Raw genomic sequence first — 16382 nt, 5'->3', positions numbered from 1 at the left:
TTCGTTGTGCCGAAATGCACGCGGAGTGTGCACTTGCCCGACTTCAACAGTCTTGGCGCTCTTATGACAAGGGCTGGGCGCGACCACTATGAGAGCCATCCTAAAAATCGTTTCTGCGACCTCCATGGCGGTCCTGTCCGTCGCTCCCGTATGCGGCGCCGACGTACCCATAGCCAAGGCCCGGCAAATTGCTGGCTCGATCGCGCCGACGACCGTTCAAGCTGCGCGCGTCGTCATGCAGGCACCACGCGTTAACGCAAGCCGTGCGGCAACTGCGGACGACGAAGCTGTCTGCATAGGGACAGATCCCTCGGCCTGCATGGCTCAGGGCATGGGCGTGACACACACGGCATTTTGCGATGTGGAAGACATCGGGTTCGCGGCCTGTCTAGCTAGCTATGCTCCCGCCGTTGTTAACCATGCGGCGCCGGCTCGTCAGGTGTTCACCGTCACCGTGCGTAACAGCGAAGGAAACATACGCACGATCACCGTCTTGTTGACCGGTGCGCAAACCGCCGGGGACGCCGCCACCATGGCTCTCGAAGGCACCTCGGGCGAGACAGTAGTGGCGGTGAACTGAGCACTAGGCAACCCGCTACTAGAGCTTCGGATACCAGTCGCTGCCACGGCCCTCCGGCGTGCTGTCCAGGATCGTCCACATCGGCGCGAGGTCGGGCGCTCCACGTGGATCCTGCCCGGGGTCGGCTGTGACTCCGCCCATTTCCCCGCTCCAGAAATGCCGAATGACGCCGTCGCGTCGCGTGAACACATTGAACCCCGGAACGTCGCTGCCGTCGTCGGCGATGGCGTGGTAGTCGCGACTGAAGTTGTCGTTTACGTCGAAAGCGAGCCTCAGGTCTTTCCAGCCGCGTTCCTTCTTGAACGCCACTAACTTGGCGATCGGCGAGCGCGCCACCACCACCAACGACACGCGCTCGCCGATCGGTTTGGCCTCTCCGTTCCAGGCATCGAGCAAGGTCGTGCACATCGGGCAGGGACGCTCGCGCTGCGGGCCGAACATGTAGCTGTAGATCACCAGCGTCTGCTTGTCGCCAAAAAGGCCGGCGAAATCCACAGGGCCTTCTTCGCCTTCGAAGCGGTAGTCGCCCTTCACTTCGCCGCCGGCAGGCAAGGCCCGGCGTTGTTCGGCAACGCGTTCGATGTGCCGGCGTAACTCAATTTCCTCGGCCAGGAGGGCGGTGCGTGCCGCGCGGTAGGCAACGCTCTCGTTGGGGAAGGTCACGCCATTGCGCTGGGCGAGCTCCAAGGCGGGGGGGAGGGATGCGGCATCATTCATGGCAGTTCTCCAGGACAGCGGCTTCAGTCGCGGTCAGGCGCACCGAGCGGGAAGAAATGGCGATACGGTCGGCCTTCGTCCACCGCTCGCGCAAACGACGGCCGTGCCAGCAGCCGCTGGCGGTAGGCGATCACGTTGGCAAACTTCGTGTCGATGCGATGCGTCCAATCGGCATAGAACAGGAACGGCGCGGCGCCACAGTCGGCCAGGCTGAAGGTGTCGCCCGTCGCCCACTTGCGCGTTGCCATGGTTTTATCCAGCCACGCGTAGGCGGTGTCCAGCATCTCGCGCGCGTCGGCAGCGCCGGTTGCGTCTTTCTTATCCTCCGGACGCATGCTGTCGAAGACAAGCTTCTGTTGCGGGGTGGAGATGTAGTTGTCGAAGAAGCGATCCATCGAGCGCACATCCAGCGCCGCGGCAGGCTCGGACGGCAGCAGCGATACGGGACCTGGGTGATGGATGCCGAGGTACTCGATGATCGTGGTGGCTTCGGGCACCACGCGGCCACCGTCCACCAGCACGGGGAAGCGCTTCATCGGCCAGAGGCCGGCGAATGTCTGGTAGGTCTCGGGATCTTCCGGGGCGAGCATGCGCCACTGGAACGGAGTGCCGTTCTCGTAAAGGGCTACCAGGACTTTCTGGCAGTAGGACGAGAAGGGGTGGGCGTAGAGCTCCAGGGCCATCGTTGGGTTTCCTCGTTCGACGTGGGGTTATACCCATGATGTCGAACGGGCCAGGGGGAAATCGACATGCACGATGGCATGCATGTCGATTTATTATTTCCCGGGGTGAAAAGCCGGTTTAGCGGACGCCGCCGCCGGCAAACAGATGCTCGCCGGTAAGCCAGGCCGAATCGTTCGAGGCCAGGAACACGGCGATCGAGGCGATATCGTCGGGCTGGCCGATGCGGCCGAGCGGGGTATTGGCCACCGCCTGCTTCTCGAAATCCGAACCGATGAAACCGGCGGTATGGGTGCCCTCGGTCTCCACCATGCCCGGGTTCAGGGCGTTGACGCGGATCTTGCGGGGGCCCAGCTCACGCGACAGCACGCCGGTGATGGCATCGACCGCACCCTTGGTGCCCGTATAGACCGCGCTGCCCGGCGGCACGATGCGGGTTACCAGCGAGCCGACATTGATGATGCTGCCGCCTTCGCCCAGGTGCGCGGAGGCCGCCTGGCTGACCAGCAGCAGGCCCAGTACGTTGATGTTGAACTGGCGGTGGAAGTGGTCTTCAGTGAGCTCTTCCAGGCTGCCGAATTCGTAGACGCCGGAGTTATTCACCAGCACGTCGAGCTTGCCGTAGGCCTTGATGGCACCATCGACGATGCCCTTGGCCTCGGCGGCCTTGGAAACGTCGCCCTGTACCGCCACGGCCTTGCCGCCAGCGGCGACGATCTCACCGACCACCTTGTCGGCCCCTGCCTTGCTGGAGGCGTAATTCACCACGACCGAAGCGCCGGCGGCGGCCAGGGCCTTGGCGATGGCGGCGCCGATACCCTTGGATGCGCCCGTAACAATGGCGACCTTTCCTTCTAGCTTGCTCATGGGATGCCTTTATCTATCTGGTAGAGGAATAACGGGTACTTAAATCCCGTAGTTCACGACATTGGAACTACTAAACCAGACTTCAAGGGGGTGGTAAAATGAAATCATGAGGCCGCTTGTCCACCCCGCCATCGAGGACATCACCGTCGAGGGCATCCTCCACGTCCTTTCCGACCCCGTCCGGGCCGCCATCTACGCGAGCCTGGCGGCCTCGGAAAGCGCGCGCACCTGCTCGAATTTCCTCCAGATGCAGGACAAGGAAATCCCCAAATCCACGCTTTCCCAGCATTTCCGCATGCTTAGGGAGGCCGGGCTGATCCGCAGCGAGCGGCATGGGGTGGAAATGCGGAACACCTCCCGCTGCCAGGAGGTCGACCAGCGCTTCCCGGGGTTGCTCGGGGCGATCATGCAGGCGCATGCCCAGCAGTGCGCGCAGAAGCAGGCTGCCAAGAGCGACGGCTAACGCTCGTTGTTCCGGGCGCGCAGCCGCCTCATCGAAGTCCCAAGCACAGACGATGGTTACCATGGGACCGACCGAGGTCGCGGAACTCACGAATGTATTTCAAGGTGCGAATCAACGGCTCGGATTTCGGCGTGTTCGGTCATCCGAACGTGCTTAACATGAGCCTCTCCGTCCAGTGGATTACCCACGACGGCATCGAAGGAACCGAGTTGTTCGCCAGCGCCGTATGCATGGAAGGCGACAAGAGGTTTCTTTATGACTGGGCGCAACATCGCCTTTCAGCGACGGATGTTGTCGAGATAGCGCCGACAGATGAAAGGGATGTTCCCGCGCCCCGCGTCAAATACGAGATGAAGCCAAGATCGCCGGACGAATAACGGGCGCATCCGCCTGGAGTTGAATCCGACATTCTGCCGTTGAACCACTCTTGGAATCTGGAGATGGGCATGCCAGGCGAAGCGATGAAAGCAAGCATCAAGGAAATGAAGCGGAAGAAGGAATCCGCGTAGCAGTTCCTTCTGATGACGGTTATCGTCTGAACAGAAGTTGCCTTGTCATGGCTTACTTGCTCAAATGCCGAGTCAGCCTGACATCAGCAAACTGCTTGGCTTTACCGTCGTCGATGTTGTCGATCCACCAGCGCCATGTGTCATGGGCGGCATCGTAGGAGAAGGCGTTTTGCAAGGAAGTCGATCCGTTTACGTCATTCCATTTGAAGAGTAACGTCTTCGGATCCTTCTCCGCGTGCCCGAGGCCTTCGGTCACGAGGCCATTGCCACCGGTACTGTCCAACCATAGGCAGGTGTATTGATTGAGCACCGGGTTCCACCCGACATAGACGATTGCCTCGTACTCGGGCTTCCCGTCGTGCTTCTTCGCGCGCGACACTTCGTGGATTTGTATGTACTGACGACCAAGCACCCACTGTGCAGTCACATCGTGTACTACGTCGCGGTGGGCGATCTTTCCCGATAGCACCCACTGGCCTGTAAGGTGATTGAGGAGCGGATCATTGATCGCCTGGGCAAACGCTGCGTTACCCAATGGAGCGAAGGCTATCAACACGATGCCCAAGAACGAATGCACGGGTTTCATATGCGTCCCCTGACGGTGGAAGGGTCTAGTCGAGCATCGGCTGAAACCGACGGAAATCGTCGCTACTGTCTTCATCCCAGGGCCAGTAGCCAAACGTGGACGGATAGACAAGCTGGACGAGACGGAACGACTCGCTCTTATACAGCCAGAGATTCCAGCCTACGTATTCACGATAGTGCCGCGGGTCGACTTGACGAACCTCGCAATCAAACCCTTCAAGAAAGCCACTTACGCGCTGACCTGGTTGGAAACGCTCCCCAGCCCGCGCTCTCTCGCAGTATCCATTGATCATGGAATGGGCCAGCTCCTTCCGGAGGCCGATGATGATGACTTCCGGCTGTCCCGCGGACTTCTCGATTCCAACCGAGTAACTGAAGGGAGGCAAGTCTGCTTCCGCGAGTATGTGCAGAACGTGGCAGCCGTACTTCTCTATGTCATCGAGACACTTTTTCTCGCCATCATCCATTTCTATCATCTGAAATGCTCATTCGAAACCTCGACAAGCGCTAGCGCTTCCTCGAATACCCGTTGTCCATCATCGCCCCACCATTGGTGCACGGAAACTTCGCCACCCAGGGTTTGCAGGTCCCGAAGAAGGGCTATCAATCCATCTATTTGAGGGCCTCCCCATTCCGGGCCCATACGGTAATCGAGAATCAGCTCGTTGAGGCCAACGAATACGCCAAGGTCGGGAAGGCGGCAACCAGCGCAGGTGATGCCGTTAAGCAGTATCTGAATCGATTCCGCATCGCCGGATATCACAAGCGCGGCATCCCCGGGGCCTGTAAATGGCGCCTCTGACTGAGAGGCCCTCAGCCACAGCGTTGGCCCGTTGGCTGAGTGGTTAATGGCGCCGAGAGTAAACAGGCGCGTGAACGCCCTTACGGTATGACCCGGCTCCGAAAACCTTACCTCGATTTCAGGGAGCGACCCATCATCGGTCTCGAAATAGTCAAGAAGCGTCATCACGGCTTTCAAGAGAGCTTGGCCCGGAAATGAAAGCATTCCATTCCGAAGCCCTCACGAAAGTAGAACCGATGCGCATGCTCCCTGGTAACCCGCGAGATCAGCTGCACTTCACTGCACCCAAGCGCGCGTCCTTCGTCCTTGAGTCTTGAAATTAGCCGCGCGCCATAACCATGCGAGCGAACGCGTTCGTCAACCACCAGATCATCGATGTAGATCAGGCTTTCGCAATACAACATGTGCATCACTCGATACGCAGCTACCGCCCGAACTTCCCCCTCGTCCAGAAGCGCCAGGACCTTCAGTCCATCGCTTGCCATGAGGCGGCGGATCATCGCCACATAGTTCGATCGCTCAAGGTGAGGGCGCAGTTGCAGCACGACATCAAACGTCGCCGCAATTTGTTCGTCGGTCTCCGCGTGAATAATCTCGGTCGTCATGTGAGGTCTGCTGGAGTTAAGCGATGCCCAAGCCGTCCATCTCGACGAAGGTCGCATCGCCGAGAGCAGTATGGCTTAGACAAACTACATCGGCGGCGTTCCCGCCGGCTCTACCGCCAGATGACTCGCCGCCAACGCCACTTGCGTGCGATTGGATACCCCGAGTTTCCGCATGATCGCCGTCATATGCGCCTTCACCGTAGCCTCGGACACGCCAAGGTCATAAGCGATCTGCTTGTTCAACAACCCCTCGGCGATCATGTTCAACACACGGAATTGCTGCGGTGTGAGCGAGGCCACCCTCGCGGCGATATCTTCTTCACTGGGATCAAGCGCACTGCCGTTGCCGATCATCTGCGGCGGAAGCCACGCATCGCCGTCGAGCACCGCGTGGATTGCCCGCACGATCTGATCCACCGGTGCGGACTTAGGAATGTAGCCCGAGGCGCCGTGGGCGATGGCGCGATGGGCCACCTGCGATTCCTCGTGGCCGGACACCACGATGATCGGCAGGCCCGGGTACTGGCCGCGGATATGAGCCAGCGCCGAATAGCCACGGGCGCCGGGCATGTGCAGGTCCAGCAGCAACAGGTCGGCGTCGGCGTGGCCTTCCACCAGTACCAGCAGTGCATCCACGCTATCGGCCGTGTACACCTGGGCGCCGGGTAGCGCCGCCAGTACCGCACGCTGCAGGGCGTCGCGGAACAGCGGATGATCGTCGGCGATCAGGACGTCGGCCATGGGGAGCCTTTATTTCACCAGCCGCTCATGCACGAGATTGGCCACCACGCTGGGATCGGCGAGTGTGGAAATGTCGCCCAGCTGGTCGGGCTGGTTCTCGGCAATCTTGCGCAGGATGCGGCGCATGATCTTGCCTGACCGTGTCTTGGGCAGGCCGGGCGCCCACTGCAGGTAATCGGGCGCGGCGATCGCGCCGATTTCCTTGCGCACGCCGGCAATCAGTTCCTTGCGCAGTTCATCGCTACCGGTTTCCCCGGCATTGAGCGTAACAAAGGCATAGATGCCCTGGCCCTTGATCTCGTGCGGGCAGCCGACCACGGCGGCCTCGGCCACCTTCGGGTGCGCTACCAGTGCGCTCTCCACTTCCGCGGTGCCTATGCGGTGGCCCGACACGTTGATCACGTCGTCCACGCGGCCGGTGATCCAGTAGTAGCCGTCTTCATCGCGCCGCACGCCGTCGCCGGTGAAGTAGTGCCCGGGATAGGTCTTGAAATAGGTGTCGATGAAACGCTGGTGGTCGCCGTAGACGGTGCGCATCTGGCCCGGCCACGAGCGCGTGAGCACCAGGTTGCCGGAGGCCGCGCCATCCATTTCCTTGCCGTCGGTGTCCACCACCGCAGGCACGATGCCGAAGAAGGGAAGCGTTGCCGAGCCCGGCTTGGTGGCGATGGCGCCGGGCAGCGGGGTGATCATGATGCCGCCGGTTTCGGTCTGCCACCAGGTATCGACGATCGGGCAACGGCCATCGCCCACCACGCGCGAATACCATTCCCAGGCTTCCGGGTTGATCGGTTCGCCCACGCTGCCCAGGATACGCAGCGACTTGCGCGAGGTTTTTTTCACTGGCGCATCGCCTTCGCGCATCAGTGCGCGGATGGCGGTGGGCGCGGTGTAGAACAAGGTGACCTTGTGCTTGTCCACCACGTTCCAGAAACGCGAAAAATCAGGGTAATTCGGCACGCCGTCGAACATCACCACGGTGGCGCCGTTGGCCAGCGGCCCGTACACCACGTAGCTGTGGCCGGTGATCCAGCCCACGTCCGCGGTGCACCAATAGATGTCGTCCTCGCGCAGGTCGAACACGCGCTCGTGGGTGAGGCTGGCGAACACAAGGTACCCGCCGCTGGTGTGCAGCACGCCCTTGGGCTGGCCGGTGGAGCCTGAGGTGTACAGCGTGAACAGCGGATCTTCCGCGTTCATCGGTTCGGCGGGGCAATCGGTGCTCTGGCCTTCCATCAGCGTGTGGTACCAGCGGTCGCGCGGCGACTGCATGGTGATCGCGCCACCTGTGCGGCGCACCACGATCACCGTCTCCACGCTGTCGGTGCCGCGCTTGGCAAGGGCGGCATCCACATTGGCCTTCAGAGGGATCTTCTTGCCGCCGCGGACGCCTTCGTCGGCCGTGATCACCAGGCGTGAGCCGGAATCGGCGATGCGGCCGGCCAGGGAATCGGGCGAGAAGCCGCCGAACACCACCGAATGGATGGCGCCGATGCGCGCGCAGGCAAGCATCGCCACGGCGGCTTCCGGGATCATCGGCATATAGATCGCCACGCGATCGCCCTTGCCCACGCCAAGGTTCTTCAGCGTGTTGGCGAACTTGCAGACCTCCCCGTGCAACTCCTTATAAGTGAGTTTGCGGGTTTCGTCCGGGTCGTCGCCCTCGAAGATGATGGCCGTCTTGTCGCCGCGTGTGGCCAGGTGCCGGTCAAGGCAGTTGGCCGAGACGTTCAACTGGCCGTCTTCATACCATTTGATGTGAAGATCCTTTGCATCCCAGGAGACATCGGAGATCTTCGTGGGAGCGCGCACCCAGTCGAGCCGGCCGGCCATGTCCTTCCAGAAGCCGTCGGGATCGTCCACCGATCGGGCATACATGGCCTGGTACTGGTCGGCGGTAAGGCTATGGGACGGCTTGGACATGCATGGGCTCCAGCGCGCCGCCGGGCGGGCGGCATAGGGGATGAAAGACACCGTAGACGGGAGGCCGAGTGTAGCCGTTGCCAGGCGACACCGATGTACAGCCCTCCTTACGACTTTGGTCGAGTTTCGACCTTTGGCGAATAGCACCCTTGCTGTCACATGGCCATGCTCGGCACGCCAATGGTTGGGGAGGCCATGATGAACACGATCGAAGTCGGCAGCCGCAAGGTGCTTGCCCTGGGTATTGCCTGTGCCCTGTTGCTTCCATTCACCGCGGCGCATGCGCAGTCGTCCACGAAGAAACCCACCGTCCGCGAGCAGAAGCTCGAGCAACGGGTGAACCAGCTCGAGCAGGAACTGGCTGAGCTCAAGCAGATGATCCAGGAACAAAAGGCCGATACCGCCCAGGCCACCGCCACGGCGCAGGCCGCGCAGACCCAGGCCCAGGCCACCGAAACCCGGGTTGCCACGGTAGCCGCTACGCCGCCGCCGAAGCCGGTGTTCTCCAGCGCGCCGGGCGTATCGGTGGCGCTGCACGGCTTCATCAACGCCAGCGCCTTCAGCCAGGACAAGGGCTTCACCTACGGCAACGGCCAGAACGCCGAATTCCCGATTCCGGGCTCGGCAGGACACGTGAACGATTCGCTCACCGGCGTGGATGTGCGTAACACACGGTTCTGGCTCGATTTCACCGGGGCCAAGTTCGGCGGCGACTGGACCGGCGGCGGCCGCATCGAGATGGACTTCTTCGGCGGCTTCAACGGCACCGGTGCCTACGCCCAGTCGCAGCCCACGCCGCGCCTGCGCCAGGCCTATATGGACATCACCAACCCGACGACGGGTTCGACCTTCCGTATCGGCCAGCAGTGGGACCTGTTGTTCCCGCTGGACATGACCCCGCAGTCGCTCTCCCACATCGCCTTCCCCCTGGGCTACGGCACGGGTTTCACCGGCTGGCGCTTCAGTGGTATTTCCTGGATGAAGGAATTGAACCACGGCAGCGACGGCCCGATCTGGCGCCTGGACCTTGGCGCGTACGGCGGTACGTGGAGCACGCCGGGTTCGACCAACAACTACACCACTGCTGGCAATGTGGGCTTCAACCCGCAGTACGAAGCCCGCCTGCACGTGCAGGACAAGACTTGGCTGGCCTTCGTGGCCGCCCACTACAGCAAGGTGGATCTGCGCGGCGTCGATGGCGCCACGGCCACGCCGATCAAGAGCGACATCAAGAGCACCGCGATCCAGGCCGGCGCGCAGTGGATGCCCGGCAATTGGGTGTTCAAGGCACTGGCCTATGCCGGCAACGGCATTGGCGAAGTCTTCGGCGATCTTTCCCAGTTCGGCGACATCGCCGACAAGGGCGGCTATGCGCAGGTCGGCTACAAGTTCACGCCGAACTGGTCGGTGTACGGCTTCTACTCGCAGAGCAAGCCCGACACCGACGACGTGGTCAAGTGGTTGTCCCGCGGTTCCACCGGATTGCTGAAGAACCGCCAGTCGGCGTTGAGCCTTCAGTACACCGCGGGACCGTATGACCTCAGCCTTGAGTGGATCCACGCCAAGCTTGATTCCACCACCAACGGCACCACGCGGCAGACCACGCAGGGCAACGAAATTACCCTCAACGGTAATTACAAGTTCTAAAGCGACGATGGCGGCCCGCAATGGCCGCCATCTTTCGCACAAGCGTGCCTCGTAAATAACTGCGAACCTCACCAGGGGTGCACCATGGCAACAAGCCCATCCGGCGTCCGCGCCGACGGAACGATCGGTACCAGCCACAAACGCGTCGTCTTCGCGTCGAGCCTGGGAACCGTCTTCGAGTGGTACGACTTCTACCTCTATGGCTCCCTGGCCGCCGTCATCGGCAAGCAGTTCTTCGGTGGACTGAACGAGACCAGCCAGTTCATCTTCGCCCTGCTGGCATTTGCCGCGGGATTCGCCGTGCGTCCATTCGGCGCCATCGTGTTCGGGCGGGTAGGCGACCTGATCGGCCGCAAGTACACCTTCCTGATCACCATCGTGATCATGGGTACGTCGACCTTCCTGGTGGGCGCGTTGCCCAGCTACGCATCCATCGGATGGGCTGCGCCGATCATCCTGATCATCCTGCGGCTGCTGCAGGGACTGGCGTTGGGCGGTGAGTACGGCGGCGCGGCAACGTATGTTGCCGAGCATGCGCCGATGGGCAAACGCGGCCTGTACACCAGCTTCATCCAGATCACCGCCACTTTCGGCCTGTTCCTGTCGCTGCTGGTGATCCTGGGCATGCGCTTTAGCCTGGGCACCGAGGCCTTCGAGGCCTGGGGCTGGCGCATCCCATTCCTGCTGTCGGCGATCCTGGTGGGTATATCGGTATACATCCGCCTGCAGTTGCAGGAGTCGCCGGTCTTCAAGGAGATGAAGGAACAAGGCAAGGGCTCGAAGGCTCCGCTGACGGAGGCCTTCGGCAAGTGGCCGAACCTCAAGCTGGTGATCCTGGCGCTCCTGGGTGCCACGGCGGGCCAGGCCGTGGTCTGGTACACCGGCCAGTTCTACTCGCTGTATTTCCTTACCCAGAGCCTGAAGATCGACGCCACGGCGGCCAATCTGCTGATTGCCGCGGCGCTGCTGATCGGCACGCCGTTCTTCGTGGTGTTCGGCGCGCTATCGGACAAGATCGGACGCAAGCCCGTGGTGTTGGCCGGTTGCCTGCTGGCGGCGCTCACGTACTTTCCGATCTTCAAGGGCATCACCCACTATGGCAACCCGGCCATCGAGACCGCTGCCGCCGCTTCACCGGTGACGGTGGTGGCCGATCCGAACGCCTGCAGCTTCCAGTTCGATCCGGTGGGCAAGAAAACCTTCACCAGCTCCTGCGACGTGGCCAAGAGCGTGCTGGCGAAGCGAGGCATCCCTTATTCCAACGTGGATGCGCCGGCGGGTACCGTGGCCCAGGTGAAGATCGGAAGTACGACGGTGGATTCCTTCGAGGGCGGGGGCATGGCCAAGCCGGACTTCACCGCCAAGGCCAAGGCATTCACCACTGCCGTGGGTGCGGACCTGAAGACAGCCGGTTATCCGGAGAAGGCCGACCCGACGCAGTCGAATTACCCGATGCTGGTGCTGCTGCTGACCATCCTGGTGCTGTACGTGACCATGGTGTACGGGCCGATCGCCGCCTGGCTGGTGGAGATGTTCCCCACGCGCATCCGCTATACCTCGATGAGCCTGCCGTACCACATCGGCAATGGCTGGTTCGGCGGCTTCGTGCCCACCATCGGCTTCATGCTGGTGGCCTGGAAGGGCGACATCTATTACGGGCTTTGGTATCCGATCGGTGTTGCGCTGATGACGTTCGTCATCGGCCTGCTGTTCGTGCGCGAGACCAAGGACGTGAGCATTCGCGACTAGCTGCGATCGCAAGCGACACATGTGAAAAGGGAGCGGCCTGGCCGCTCCCTTTTTTATTCCGCCTTCAAGGTTTTTCCGGCGGCGGCTTGGTGATCGACTCGCGGAGCTTCTTCATTTCATAGGCGTTGAGCATTTCGGGCTTGGCGTTGCCCTCGATGCGCTCCTGGGCGAAGGCCAGCCCCGTGGCGATGAGCCCGGCCAACCCCAGGAACAGGCACAGGCCGAGCAACCCCGGCGATTTCGTCGCGAAGCACACGAGCACCATCAGGAGGGTGAAGGCAGCAAGAATCCAGCGCATGGGTCGACCGGCGGGCAGGGCAGGTTGGCGCATCATAACGCCGCCCGCGCGCACGTGAATCGCGGCTGTTGGGGATACTCCGTACGGTGGCGAACGGCGTCCAGGCACGTATCGGCGTAACATGAGGGGGCTTTTTTTCACGAGGCGGGCGATACCCATGCAGAAGTTGTTCGACGGCTACGCGCGGTTCCGGTCGACCCAATGGCCCGAGCGCCGAAAAACCTTCGAAGGCCTGGCCGATGAAGGCCAGAATCCGCAGACCATGGTCATTGCCTGCTCGGACAGCCGGGTGGATCCCACGATGATCTTCGACGCGGAGCCTGGCGAGCTGTTCATCCTGCGCAACGTGGCGAACCTGGTCCCCCCTTACGAGCCCGATACGGCTTTCCACGCCACCAGCGCGGCGCTGGAATATGCCGTGCGCGTGCTGGAAGTAAAGGACCTGATCGTGATGGGCCACGCCATGTGCGGTGGCATCCGCGTGCTGCTCGACGGCCCTCCGGCGCAAGGCGGCGACTTCCTCGTGCCGTGGATGCGCATCGCCGAGTCAGCCAAGTTCCGGGTGTTGGCCCGCGCTCCCGCCGATGTCCACACCGAGTGCGAGTACGAGACGGTGAAGCTGTCGCTGGGCAACCTCATGACCTTCCCGTGGCTTGCCGAGCGGGTGGAAGCGGGCTCGCTCAAGCTCACCGGCATGAGCTTCGACATCCGCTCGGGGCAGCTGTTGATGCTGCAGGGCGATGGCACCTTCGCTCCGGTGGACACCCCGTAGCCTGCTCGTGCCTATAATCGCGCCCTGGGCCAGGGGGCGGCATGGACGGGGCCAACGACGAACGCTACAGGCGGGCGAAAGAACTTGCGCATGCAGCGGCGGAGCTACCGCCAGGCAAGCGCATGGCCTTCGTGCGCGAGCGCGCCGGTGACGATGCCGCGCTGATCGCCGAAGTGGGCTGGATGCTCGACGCGATCGAGGTGACCGCGGGCCTGCCGCACGCGCTGGAAAACCCCGTTGATCTTTCGGGCCTGAGTGCCCAGGCCGCCGCGCCGCGCCACTACCAGATCATCCGCCGCCTGGGCGAGGGCGGCATGGGCGTGGTGTACCTTGCCTCGCGCAATGACGGCGGTTTCGTCCAGCAGGTGGCGCTGAAATTCCTCAATGCCGCCGCGGAAGACTCACCCGCCCTGCTCGAGCGCTTCGCCCAGGAACGCCACCTGCTGGCGCGGCTGGAACATCCGGGTATCGCCCGGCTGCTCGATGGCGGCCTGCTGGCCGACGGCCGTCCCTTCCTGGCGCTTGAGTTCGTGCAGGGCGAGCGCATCGACGACTGGTGCGAGGAAAAATCGCTCAACCTGCGCCAGCGCATCGCCCTGTTCCTGAAGGTGTGCGCAGCGGTCGAGTTCGCCCACCGCCATCTGATCATCCATCGCGACATCAAGCCGGCCAACATCCTGGTGACCCCGGACGGGGAACCGAAGCTGTTGGATTTCGGCATCGCGCGCATGCTCGACGAGGTCCCCGATACCGACCGCGGCGATGGCGACGCCCTCACCCTGGCCTATGCCAGCCCCGAGCAGGTGCAGAAGCGCCGCCTCACCACCGCCGCGGACGTTTATTCGCTGGGGGTGGTGCTGTACCAGTTGGTGGCCGGCCGCCGGCCTTTCCAGGACCTGGTGACGCCGCACCACCTCTCCAGCGCCATCATCAGTGGCGACTTCCTGCCGCCCAGCCGGAGCCCTCGTGGCGATGCCGCCTCGGCGGCAGCGCGCGCGCCGGTACCGGCGGACGTCGATGCCATCGTGATGAAGGCCATGCGCCGGCAGGCTCGCGACCGCTATGCTGGCGTGCACGAACTGGCCGAAGATCTTCGCCGCTTCCTCGAACACCGGCCGGTGCAGGCCCGCAAGGCCACGCCGGCCTACCACGCGGGCCGTTTCGTGCGCCGCAATCGCCTTGGCGTTGCCGCCGGCGTCTTGCTGGCGGTGTCCACCCTCACGGGCCTGGGCGTATCGCTGTACGAATTGGCCCAGGCGCGCGCGCAGGAACGCCTGGCCACCAGCCGGCAGCGTGAACTCGAGCGCGCCGTGGCCTTCGAGCAATCGATGCTCGAAGGCGTGGACATCGATGCGATGGGCCATGGCCTGGCCGATGGCGAGCGCCGGCAACTGGGCGATCGGGCGACAGCCATTTCCGGCGTGGGCTTCAGCGACCTGGCGCGGGAATCGCTGGACGTACACGTGGTGTCCCATGCGCTGGACGCCATTGACGGCCGCTTCGCCGATGAACCACTGCTGGGCGCGAGCCTGCGTCAATCGCTGGCACGCGTGCTGGTGACCATCGGCAGCTATGGCCATGCGGTGCGCGAGTTGCAGAAGGTGCTTGATGTGCGCACTCGCCTGCTTCCCGCCGGTGATCCGGCAGTGCTTTCGGCGCAGGTGGACCTGGCCCGGGCGCTGGATCTGTCCGGCCAGTTCGGCCAAGCGCGCGCCATCTTCGAGGCTGCCCTGGCCAAGGCGCAGGCGCTGGGGCCCGACGATACGTTGCGTACCGCCGCCGAATCGGGCCGCGCCCGCGCCATGGCCGACAGCGGCGACCTGATCCCCGCGCTCGCCGCACAGGAGGCCCTTGATGCGCGCCTGTCGTCCCGGTTTCCGGCATCGGATCCGGGCCTGATGCAGCTTCGGCGCGAGCGCGTGGCTACCTTGATCCGCCTGGGCCGACGTGATGAAGCCAGGGCCATCATCGAGCCGCTGGCCGCGGTGTCCCTCCGTGCCCTGGGCCCCGACCACCCCGATACCCTCGATGCGCAGGCCACCCTGGCGTCGCTGCTCAATTACCGGAACGAGTACGAACGCTCGCTGGCGCTGGCGCGCACCGTGGCCGCCGCGCATGAACGCCGCTTCGGCTTCGACCACCCTGCCACGCTTCGCGACGAAGACCTGGTCGCCGCCAACCTGGTGCGCCTTGAGCAGTTCGACGAAGCCCGGCCGCTGCTCGAGCACATCATCCGGGTGCGGCGCCAGGCGCAGGGCGACGATCAGCCAGACACGCTCGAATCGATGACCACCATGGTGAGGCTGCTCACCCGCACCGACGACTGGGCCGGCGCGACCACCCTGCAACAGTCGATCCTTCAGGCGCGCCGACGCGTATTAGGCCCCGACCATCCGGACACCCTGTTCGCCCAGGCGAGCCTCGCGGGGTTTCTCTCGCACGAGGGAAAATACGCCCAGGCACTGGATCTGGCCACCACGGCGCTGGCCGCCCAGCGGCGTACCCTGGGCATGGATCATCCGATCACCTTCGGCACCCTCGACCTGATCGCCCGGATCCATACCCAGGCAGGCGAGCTCGCCGCCGCCCGCGACGTCCATGCCGAGGCCCTGGCCAACCGCCAGCGCGTGCTGGGCACCATGGACGCGCACACCCTGGAAAGCGCCACGCGCCTGTTCGAGATCCTGGAAAGGCTTCACCAGACGGCCCAGGCCCAGGCCATCCGCCACCGCTATATGGATCCGCTGGTCGCCATGGATCCGGCCACGCTCAATGCCAGCATGCGCGACATGCGCGATGGCACGGTGGACCTGCTCACCCAGTACGGCAACGCCCCTTAAGCGGCGGACAGTTCCCGCCGCAGCCAGGCACGGGCGATGCGCCATTCGCGTTGCACGGTACGCGGCGAGATGGCGAGCACAGCGCCGATTTCCTCCTCGCGCAGGCCGACGAAGAAGCGCATCTCCACGATCTGTGCCTGCCGCGGGTCCAGCGCCTCCAGCTGGCGCAGGGCGTCGTCCAGCTCGTCGGGCGAGGCCTGTTCGGCCAGGTTGTCGGCGATCTGGGTAATGCCGGTACGGTCGAGCGCGCAGGGTCGTTTCTGGGCGTGGCGGCGGCGGGCGGAATCGATCAGCACCCGGCGCATGGCCCGGGCGGCCAGGCCGATCAGATGCCCGCGGTCGGCGACCTCCGGCAGCTTGCCGCCGTGGAAAAGCCGGAGGTACGCCTCGTTGACGAGCTCGGTGGGGTTCATCGTGCAGTCGCCGTGCTCGTGGCGCAGCTGCGCCCGGGCCAGCCGGCGCAGGCTGCCGTACATCCGCCGCATCAGTTCGTCCATGGCCGCCGGCTCGCCGATCTCGGCCAGCCGCAGCAATTGGGTCACTTCGCCCGGCTGCGCGGCCGCCGGTGCAATGACGTTTTCGCCCATCTGCATATCGTTTTCC

Annotated in this window: 18 protein-coding genes; 7 read left to right on the top strand and 11 right to left on the bottom strand. The window is 63.5% G+C overall.

Annotation, left to right across the window (positions count from 1 at the left end; all coding sequences use genetic code 11):
• Positions 1 to 88: 88 nt before the first annotated feature.
• The gene (locus NDK18_RS14510; RefSeq protein WP_250628173.1) at positions 89 to 580 is read left to right on the top strand and encodes a hypothetical protein; all 492 of its coding nucleotides are present in this window, start codon (positions 89 to 91) and stop codon (positions 578 to 580) included.
• 18 nt (positions 581 to 598) lie between these two features.
• Here NDK18_RS14510 and NDK18_RS14505 read toward each other — a convergent pair whose 3' ends face one another.
• The 3 genes from NDK18_RS14505 to NDK18_RS14495 all read right to left on the bottom strand — a co-directional run bounded on the left by NDK18_RS14505 (position 599) and on the right by NDK18_RS14495 (position 2845).
• Complete coding sequence (locus tag NDK18_RS14505; protein ID WP_250626125.1) at positions 599 to 1297, bottom strand: DUF899 family protein; 699 nt, start codon at positions 1295 to 1297, stop codon at positions 599 to 601.
• Positions 1298 to 1320: 23 nt separating this feature from the next.
• Positions 1321 to 1980, bottom strand: coding sequence for a glutathione S-transferase family protein (locus NDK18_RS14500; RefSeq protein ID WP_250626124.1), 660 nt, complete (start codon positions 1978 to 1980; stop codon positions 1321 to 1323).
• 118 nt (positions 1981 to 2098) lie between these two features.
• Positions 2099 to 2845, bottom strand: a complete 747-nt coding sequence (locus tag NDK18_RS14495) for a glucose 1-dehydrogenase (protein WP_250626123.1) — start codon at positions 2843 to 2845, stop codon at positions 2099 to 2101.
• Between the two features lie 106 nt (positions 2846 to 2951).
• Between NDK18_RS14495 and NDK18_RS14490 the strand changes: the two genes are divergently transcribed.
• Positions 2952 to 3308 (top strand): ArsR/SmtB family transcription factor, encoded by a 357-nt coding sequence (locus tag NDK18_RS14490; protein ID WP_250626122.1) that lies wholly within the window; start codon positions 2952 to 2954, stop codon positions 3306 to 3308.
• A gap of 92 nt (positions 3309 to 3400) precedes the next feature.
• Complete coding sequence (locus NDK18_RS14485) at positions 3401 to 3685, top strand: hypothetical protein (RefSeq protein WP_250628172.1); 285 nt, start codon at positions 3401 to 3403, stop codon at positions 3683 to 3685.
• 184 nt (positions 3686 to 3869) lie between these two features.
• Here the strand turns inward: NDK18_RS14485 and NDK18_RS14480 are convergent, their stop codons facing one another.
• The 6 genes from NDK18_RS14480 to acs all read right to left on the bottom strand — a co-directional run bounded on the left by NDK18_RS14480 (position 3870) and on the right by acs (position 8473).
• Positions 3870 to 4403 (bottom strand): hypothetical protein, encoded by a 534-nt coding sequence (locus NDK18_RS14480; RefSeq protein WP_250628171.1) that lies wholly within the window; start codon positions 4401 to 4403, stop codon positions 3870 to 3872.
• A gap of 25 nt (positions 4404 to 4428) precedes the next feature.
• On the bottom strand, positions 4429 to 4878 hold the full coding sequence (locus tag NDK18_RS14475) for a DUF4262 domain-containing protein (RefSeq protein WP_250628170.1): 450 nt from the start codon (positions 4876 to 4878) through the stop codon (positions 4429 to 4431).
• Positions 4875 to 5369, bottom strand: coding sequence for a hypothetical protein (locus NDK18_RS14470; RefSeq protein ID WP_250628169.1), 495 nt, complete (start codon positions 5367 to 5369; stop codon positions 4875 to 4877). Before NDK18_RS14470 ends, NDK18_RS14475 begins: the two co-directional genes overlap by 4 nt.
• Before the next feature lie 8 nt (positions 5370 to 5377).
• On the bottom strand, positions 5378 to 5809 hold the full coding sequence (locus NDK18_RS14465) for a GNAT family N-acetyltransferase (RefSeq protein ID WP_250628168.1): 432 nt from the start codon (positions 5807 to 5809) through the stop codon (positions 5378 to 5380).
• An 84-nt stretch (positions 5810 to 5893) separates the two neighbouring features.
• Complete coding sequence (locus NDK18_RS14460; RefSeq protein ID WP_250626120.1) at positions 5894 to 6550, bottom strand: response regulator transcription factor; 657 nt, start codon at positions 6548 to 6550, stop codon at positions 5894 to 5896.
• Positions 6551 to 6559: 9 nt separating this feature from the next.
• The gene (acs, locus tag NDK18_RS14455; RefSeq protein WP_250628167.1) at positions 6560 to 8473 is read right to left on the bottom strand and encodes an acetate--CoA ligase; all 1914 of its coding nucleotides are present in this window, start codon (positions 8471 to 8473) and stop codon (positions 6560 to 6562) included.
• Between the two features lie 198 nt (positions 8474 to 8671).
• On the opposite strand from acs, the gene NDK18_RS14450 reads away from it, so the two are divergent.
• Positions 8672 to 10120 carry a porin family protein gene (locus NDK18_RS14450; protein WP_250626118.1) on the top strand — a complete coding sequence of 483 codons (1449 nt, stop codon included), beginning with the start codon at positions 8672 to 8674 and terminating at the stop codon, positions 10118 to 10120.
• Between the two features lie 84 nt (positions 10121 to 10204).
• Positions 10205 to 11869, top strand: a complete 1665-nt coding sequence (locus NDK18_RS14445) for an MFS transporter (RefSeq protein WP_250626117.1) — start codon at positions 10205 to 10207, stop codon at positions 11867 to 11869.
• A gap of 64 nt (positions 11870 to 11933) precedes the next feature.
• On the opposite strand, the gene NDK18_RS14440 is transcribed toward NDK18_RS14445, so the two are convergent.
• Positions 11934 to 12200 carry a hypothetical protein gene (locus NDK18_RS14440; protein WP_250628166.1) on the bottom strand — a complete coding sequence of 89 codons (267 nt, stop codon included), beginning with the start codon at positions 12198 to 12200 and terminating at the stop codon, positions 11934 to 11936.
• Positions 12201 to 12324: 124 nt separating this feature from the next.
• On the opposite strand from NDK18_RS14440, the gene NDK18_RS14435 reads away from it, so the two are divergent.
• Positions 12325 to 12939 carry a carbonic anhydrase gene (locus NDK18_RS14435; protein WP_250626115.1) on the top strand — a complete coding sequence of 205 codons (615 nt, stop codon included), beginning with the start codon at positions 12325 to 12327 and terminating at the stop codon, positions 12937 to 12939.
• Positions 12940 to 12980: 41 nt separating this feature from the next.
• Positions 12981 to 15779 (top strand): serine/threonine-protein kinase, encoded by a 2799-nt coding sequence (locus NDK18_RS14430; protein WP_250626114.1) that lies wholly within the window; start codon positions 12981 to 12983, stop codon positions 15777 to 15779.
• Here the strand turns inward: NDK18_RS14430 and NDK18_RS14425 are convergent.
• The gene (locus NDK18_RS14425; protein WP_250626113.1) at positions 15776 to 16372 is read right to left on the bottom strand and encodes an ECF-type sigma factor; all 597 of its coding nucleotides are present in this window, start codon (positions 16370 to 16372) and stop codon (positions 15776 to 15778) included. The two genes, NDK18_RS14430 and NDK18_RS14425, sit on opposite strands and share 4 nt — an antisense overlap.
• Positions 16373 to 16382: the final 10 nt, after the last annotated feature.

Source organism: Pinirhizobacter soli (genome assembly GCF_015905305.1).
Lineage (GTDB): Bacteria > Pseudomonadota > Gammaproteobacteria > Xanthomonadales > Rhodanobacteraceae > Pinirhizobacter > Pinirhizobacter soli.
The sequence above is the reverse complement of the archived record's forward strand: the minus strand, read 5'-3'. Positions and strand labels throughout refer to the sequence as shown.

Excerpts from the sequence above, each read along its gene's own strand:
- NDK18_RS14445 (WP_250626117.1), top strand. The coding sequence starts at position 10,205 with ATGGCAACAAGCCCATCCGGCGTCCGCGCCGACGGAACGATCGGTACC.
- NDK18_RS14495 (WP_250626123.1), bottom strand. The coding sequence starts at position 2,845 with ATGAGCAAGCTAGAAGGAAAGGTCGCCATTGTTACGGGCGCATCCAAG.
- NDK18_RS14480 (WP_250628171.1), bottom strand. The coding sequence starts at position 4,403 with ATGAAACCCGTGCATTCGTTCTTGGGCATCGTGTTGATAGCCTTCGCT.
- NDK18_RS14475 (WP_250628170.1), bottom strand. The coding sequence starts at position 4,878 with ATGATAGAAATGGATGATGGCGAGAAAAAGTGTCTCGATGACATAGAG.
- NDK18_RS14500 (WP_250626124.1), bottom strand. The coding sequence starts at position 1,980 with ATGGCCCTGGAGCTCTACGCCCACCCCTTCTCGTCCTACTGCCAGAAA.
- NDK18_RS14465 (WP_250628168.1), bottom strand. The coding sequence starts at position 5,809 with ATGACGACCGAGATTATTCACGCGGAGACCGACGAACAAATTGCGGCG.
- NDK18_RS14435 (WP_250626115.1), top strand. The coding sequence starts at position 12,325 with ATGCAGAAGTTGTTCGACGGCTACGCGCGGTTCCGGTCGACCCAATGG.
- NDK18_RS14510 (WP_250628173.1), top strand. The coding sequence starts at position 89 with ATGAGAGCCATCCTAAAAATCGTTTCTGCGACCTCCATGGCGGTCCTG.
- NDK18_RS14490 (WP_250626122.1), top strand. The coding sequence starts at position 2,952 with ATGAGGCCGCTTGTCCACCCCGCCATCGAGGACATCACCGTCGAGGGC.
- NDK18_RS14485 (WP_250628172.1), top strand. The coding sequence starts at position 3,401 with ATGTATTTCAAGGTGCGAATCAACGGCTCGGATTTCGGCGTGTTCGGT.
- NDK18_RS14425 (WP_250626113.1), bottom strand. The coding sequence starts at position 16,372 with ATGCAGATGGGCGAAAACGTCATTGCACCGGCGGCCGCGCAGCCGGGC.
- NDK18_RS14460 (WP_250626120.1), bottom strand. The coding sequence starts at position 6,550 with ATGGCCGACGTCCTGATCGCCGACGATCATCCGCTGTTCCGCGACGCC.
- NDK18_RS14505 (WP_250626125.1), bottom strand. The coding sequence starts at position 1,297 with ATGAATGATGCCGCATCCCTCCCCCCCGCCTTGGAGCTCGCCCAGCGC.
- NDK18_RS14430 (WP_250626114.1), top strand. The coding sequence starts at position 12,981 with ATGGACGGGGCCAACGACGAACGCTACAGGCGGGCGAAAGAACTTGCG.
- acs (WP_250628167.1), bottom strand. The coding sequence starts at position 8,473 with ATGTCCAAGCCGTCCCATAGCCTTACCGCCGACCAGTACCAGGCCATG.
- NDK18_RS14440 (WP_250628166.1), bottom strand. The coding sequence starts at position 12,200 with ATGCGCCAACCTGCCCTGCCCGCCGGTCGACCCATGCGCTGGATTCTT.
- NDK18_RS14450 (WP_250626118.1), top strand. The coding sequence starts at position 8,672 with ATGAACACGATCGAAGTCGGCAGCCGCAAGGTGCTTGCCCTGGGTATT.
- NDK18_RS14470 (WP_250628169.1), bottom strand. The coding sequence starts at position 5,369 with ATGACGCTTCTTGACTATTTCGAGACCGATGATGGGTCGCTCCCTGAA.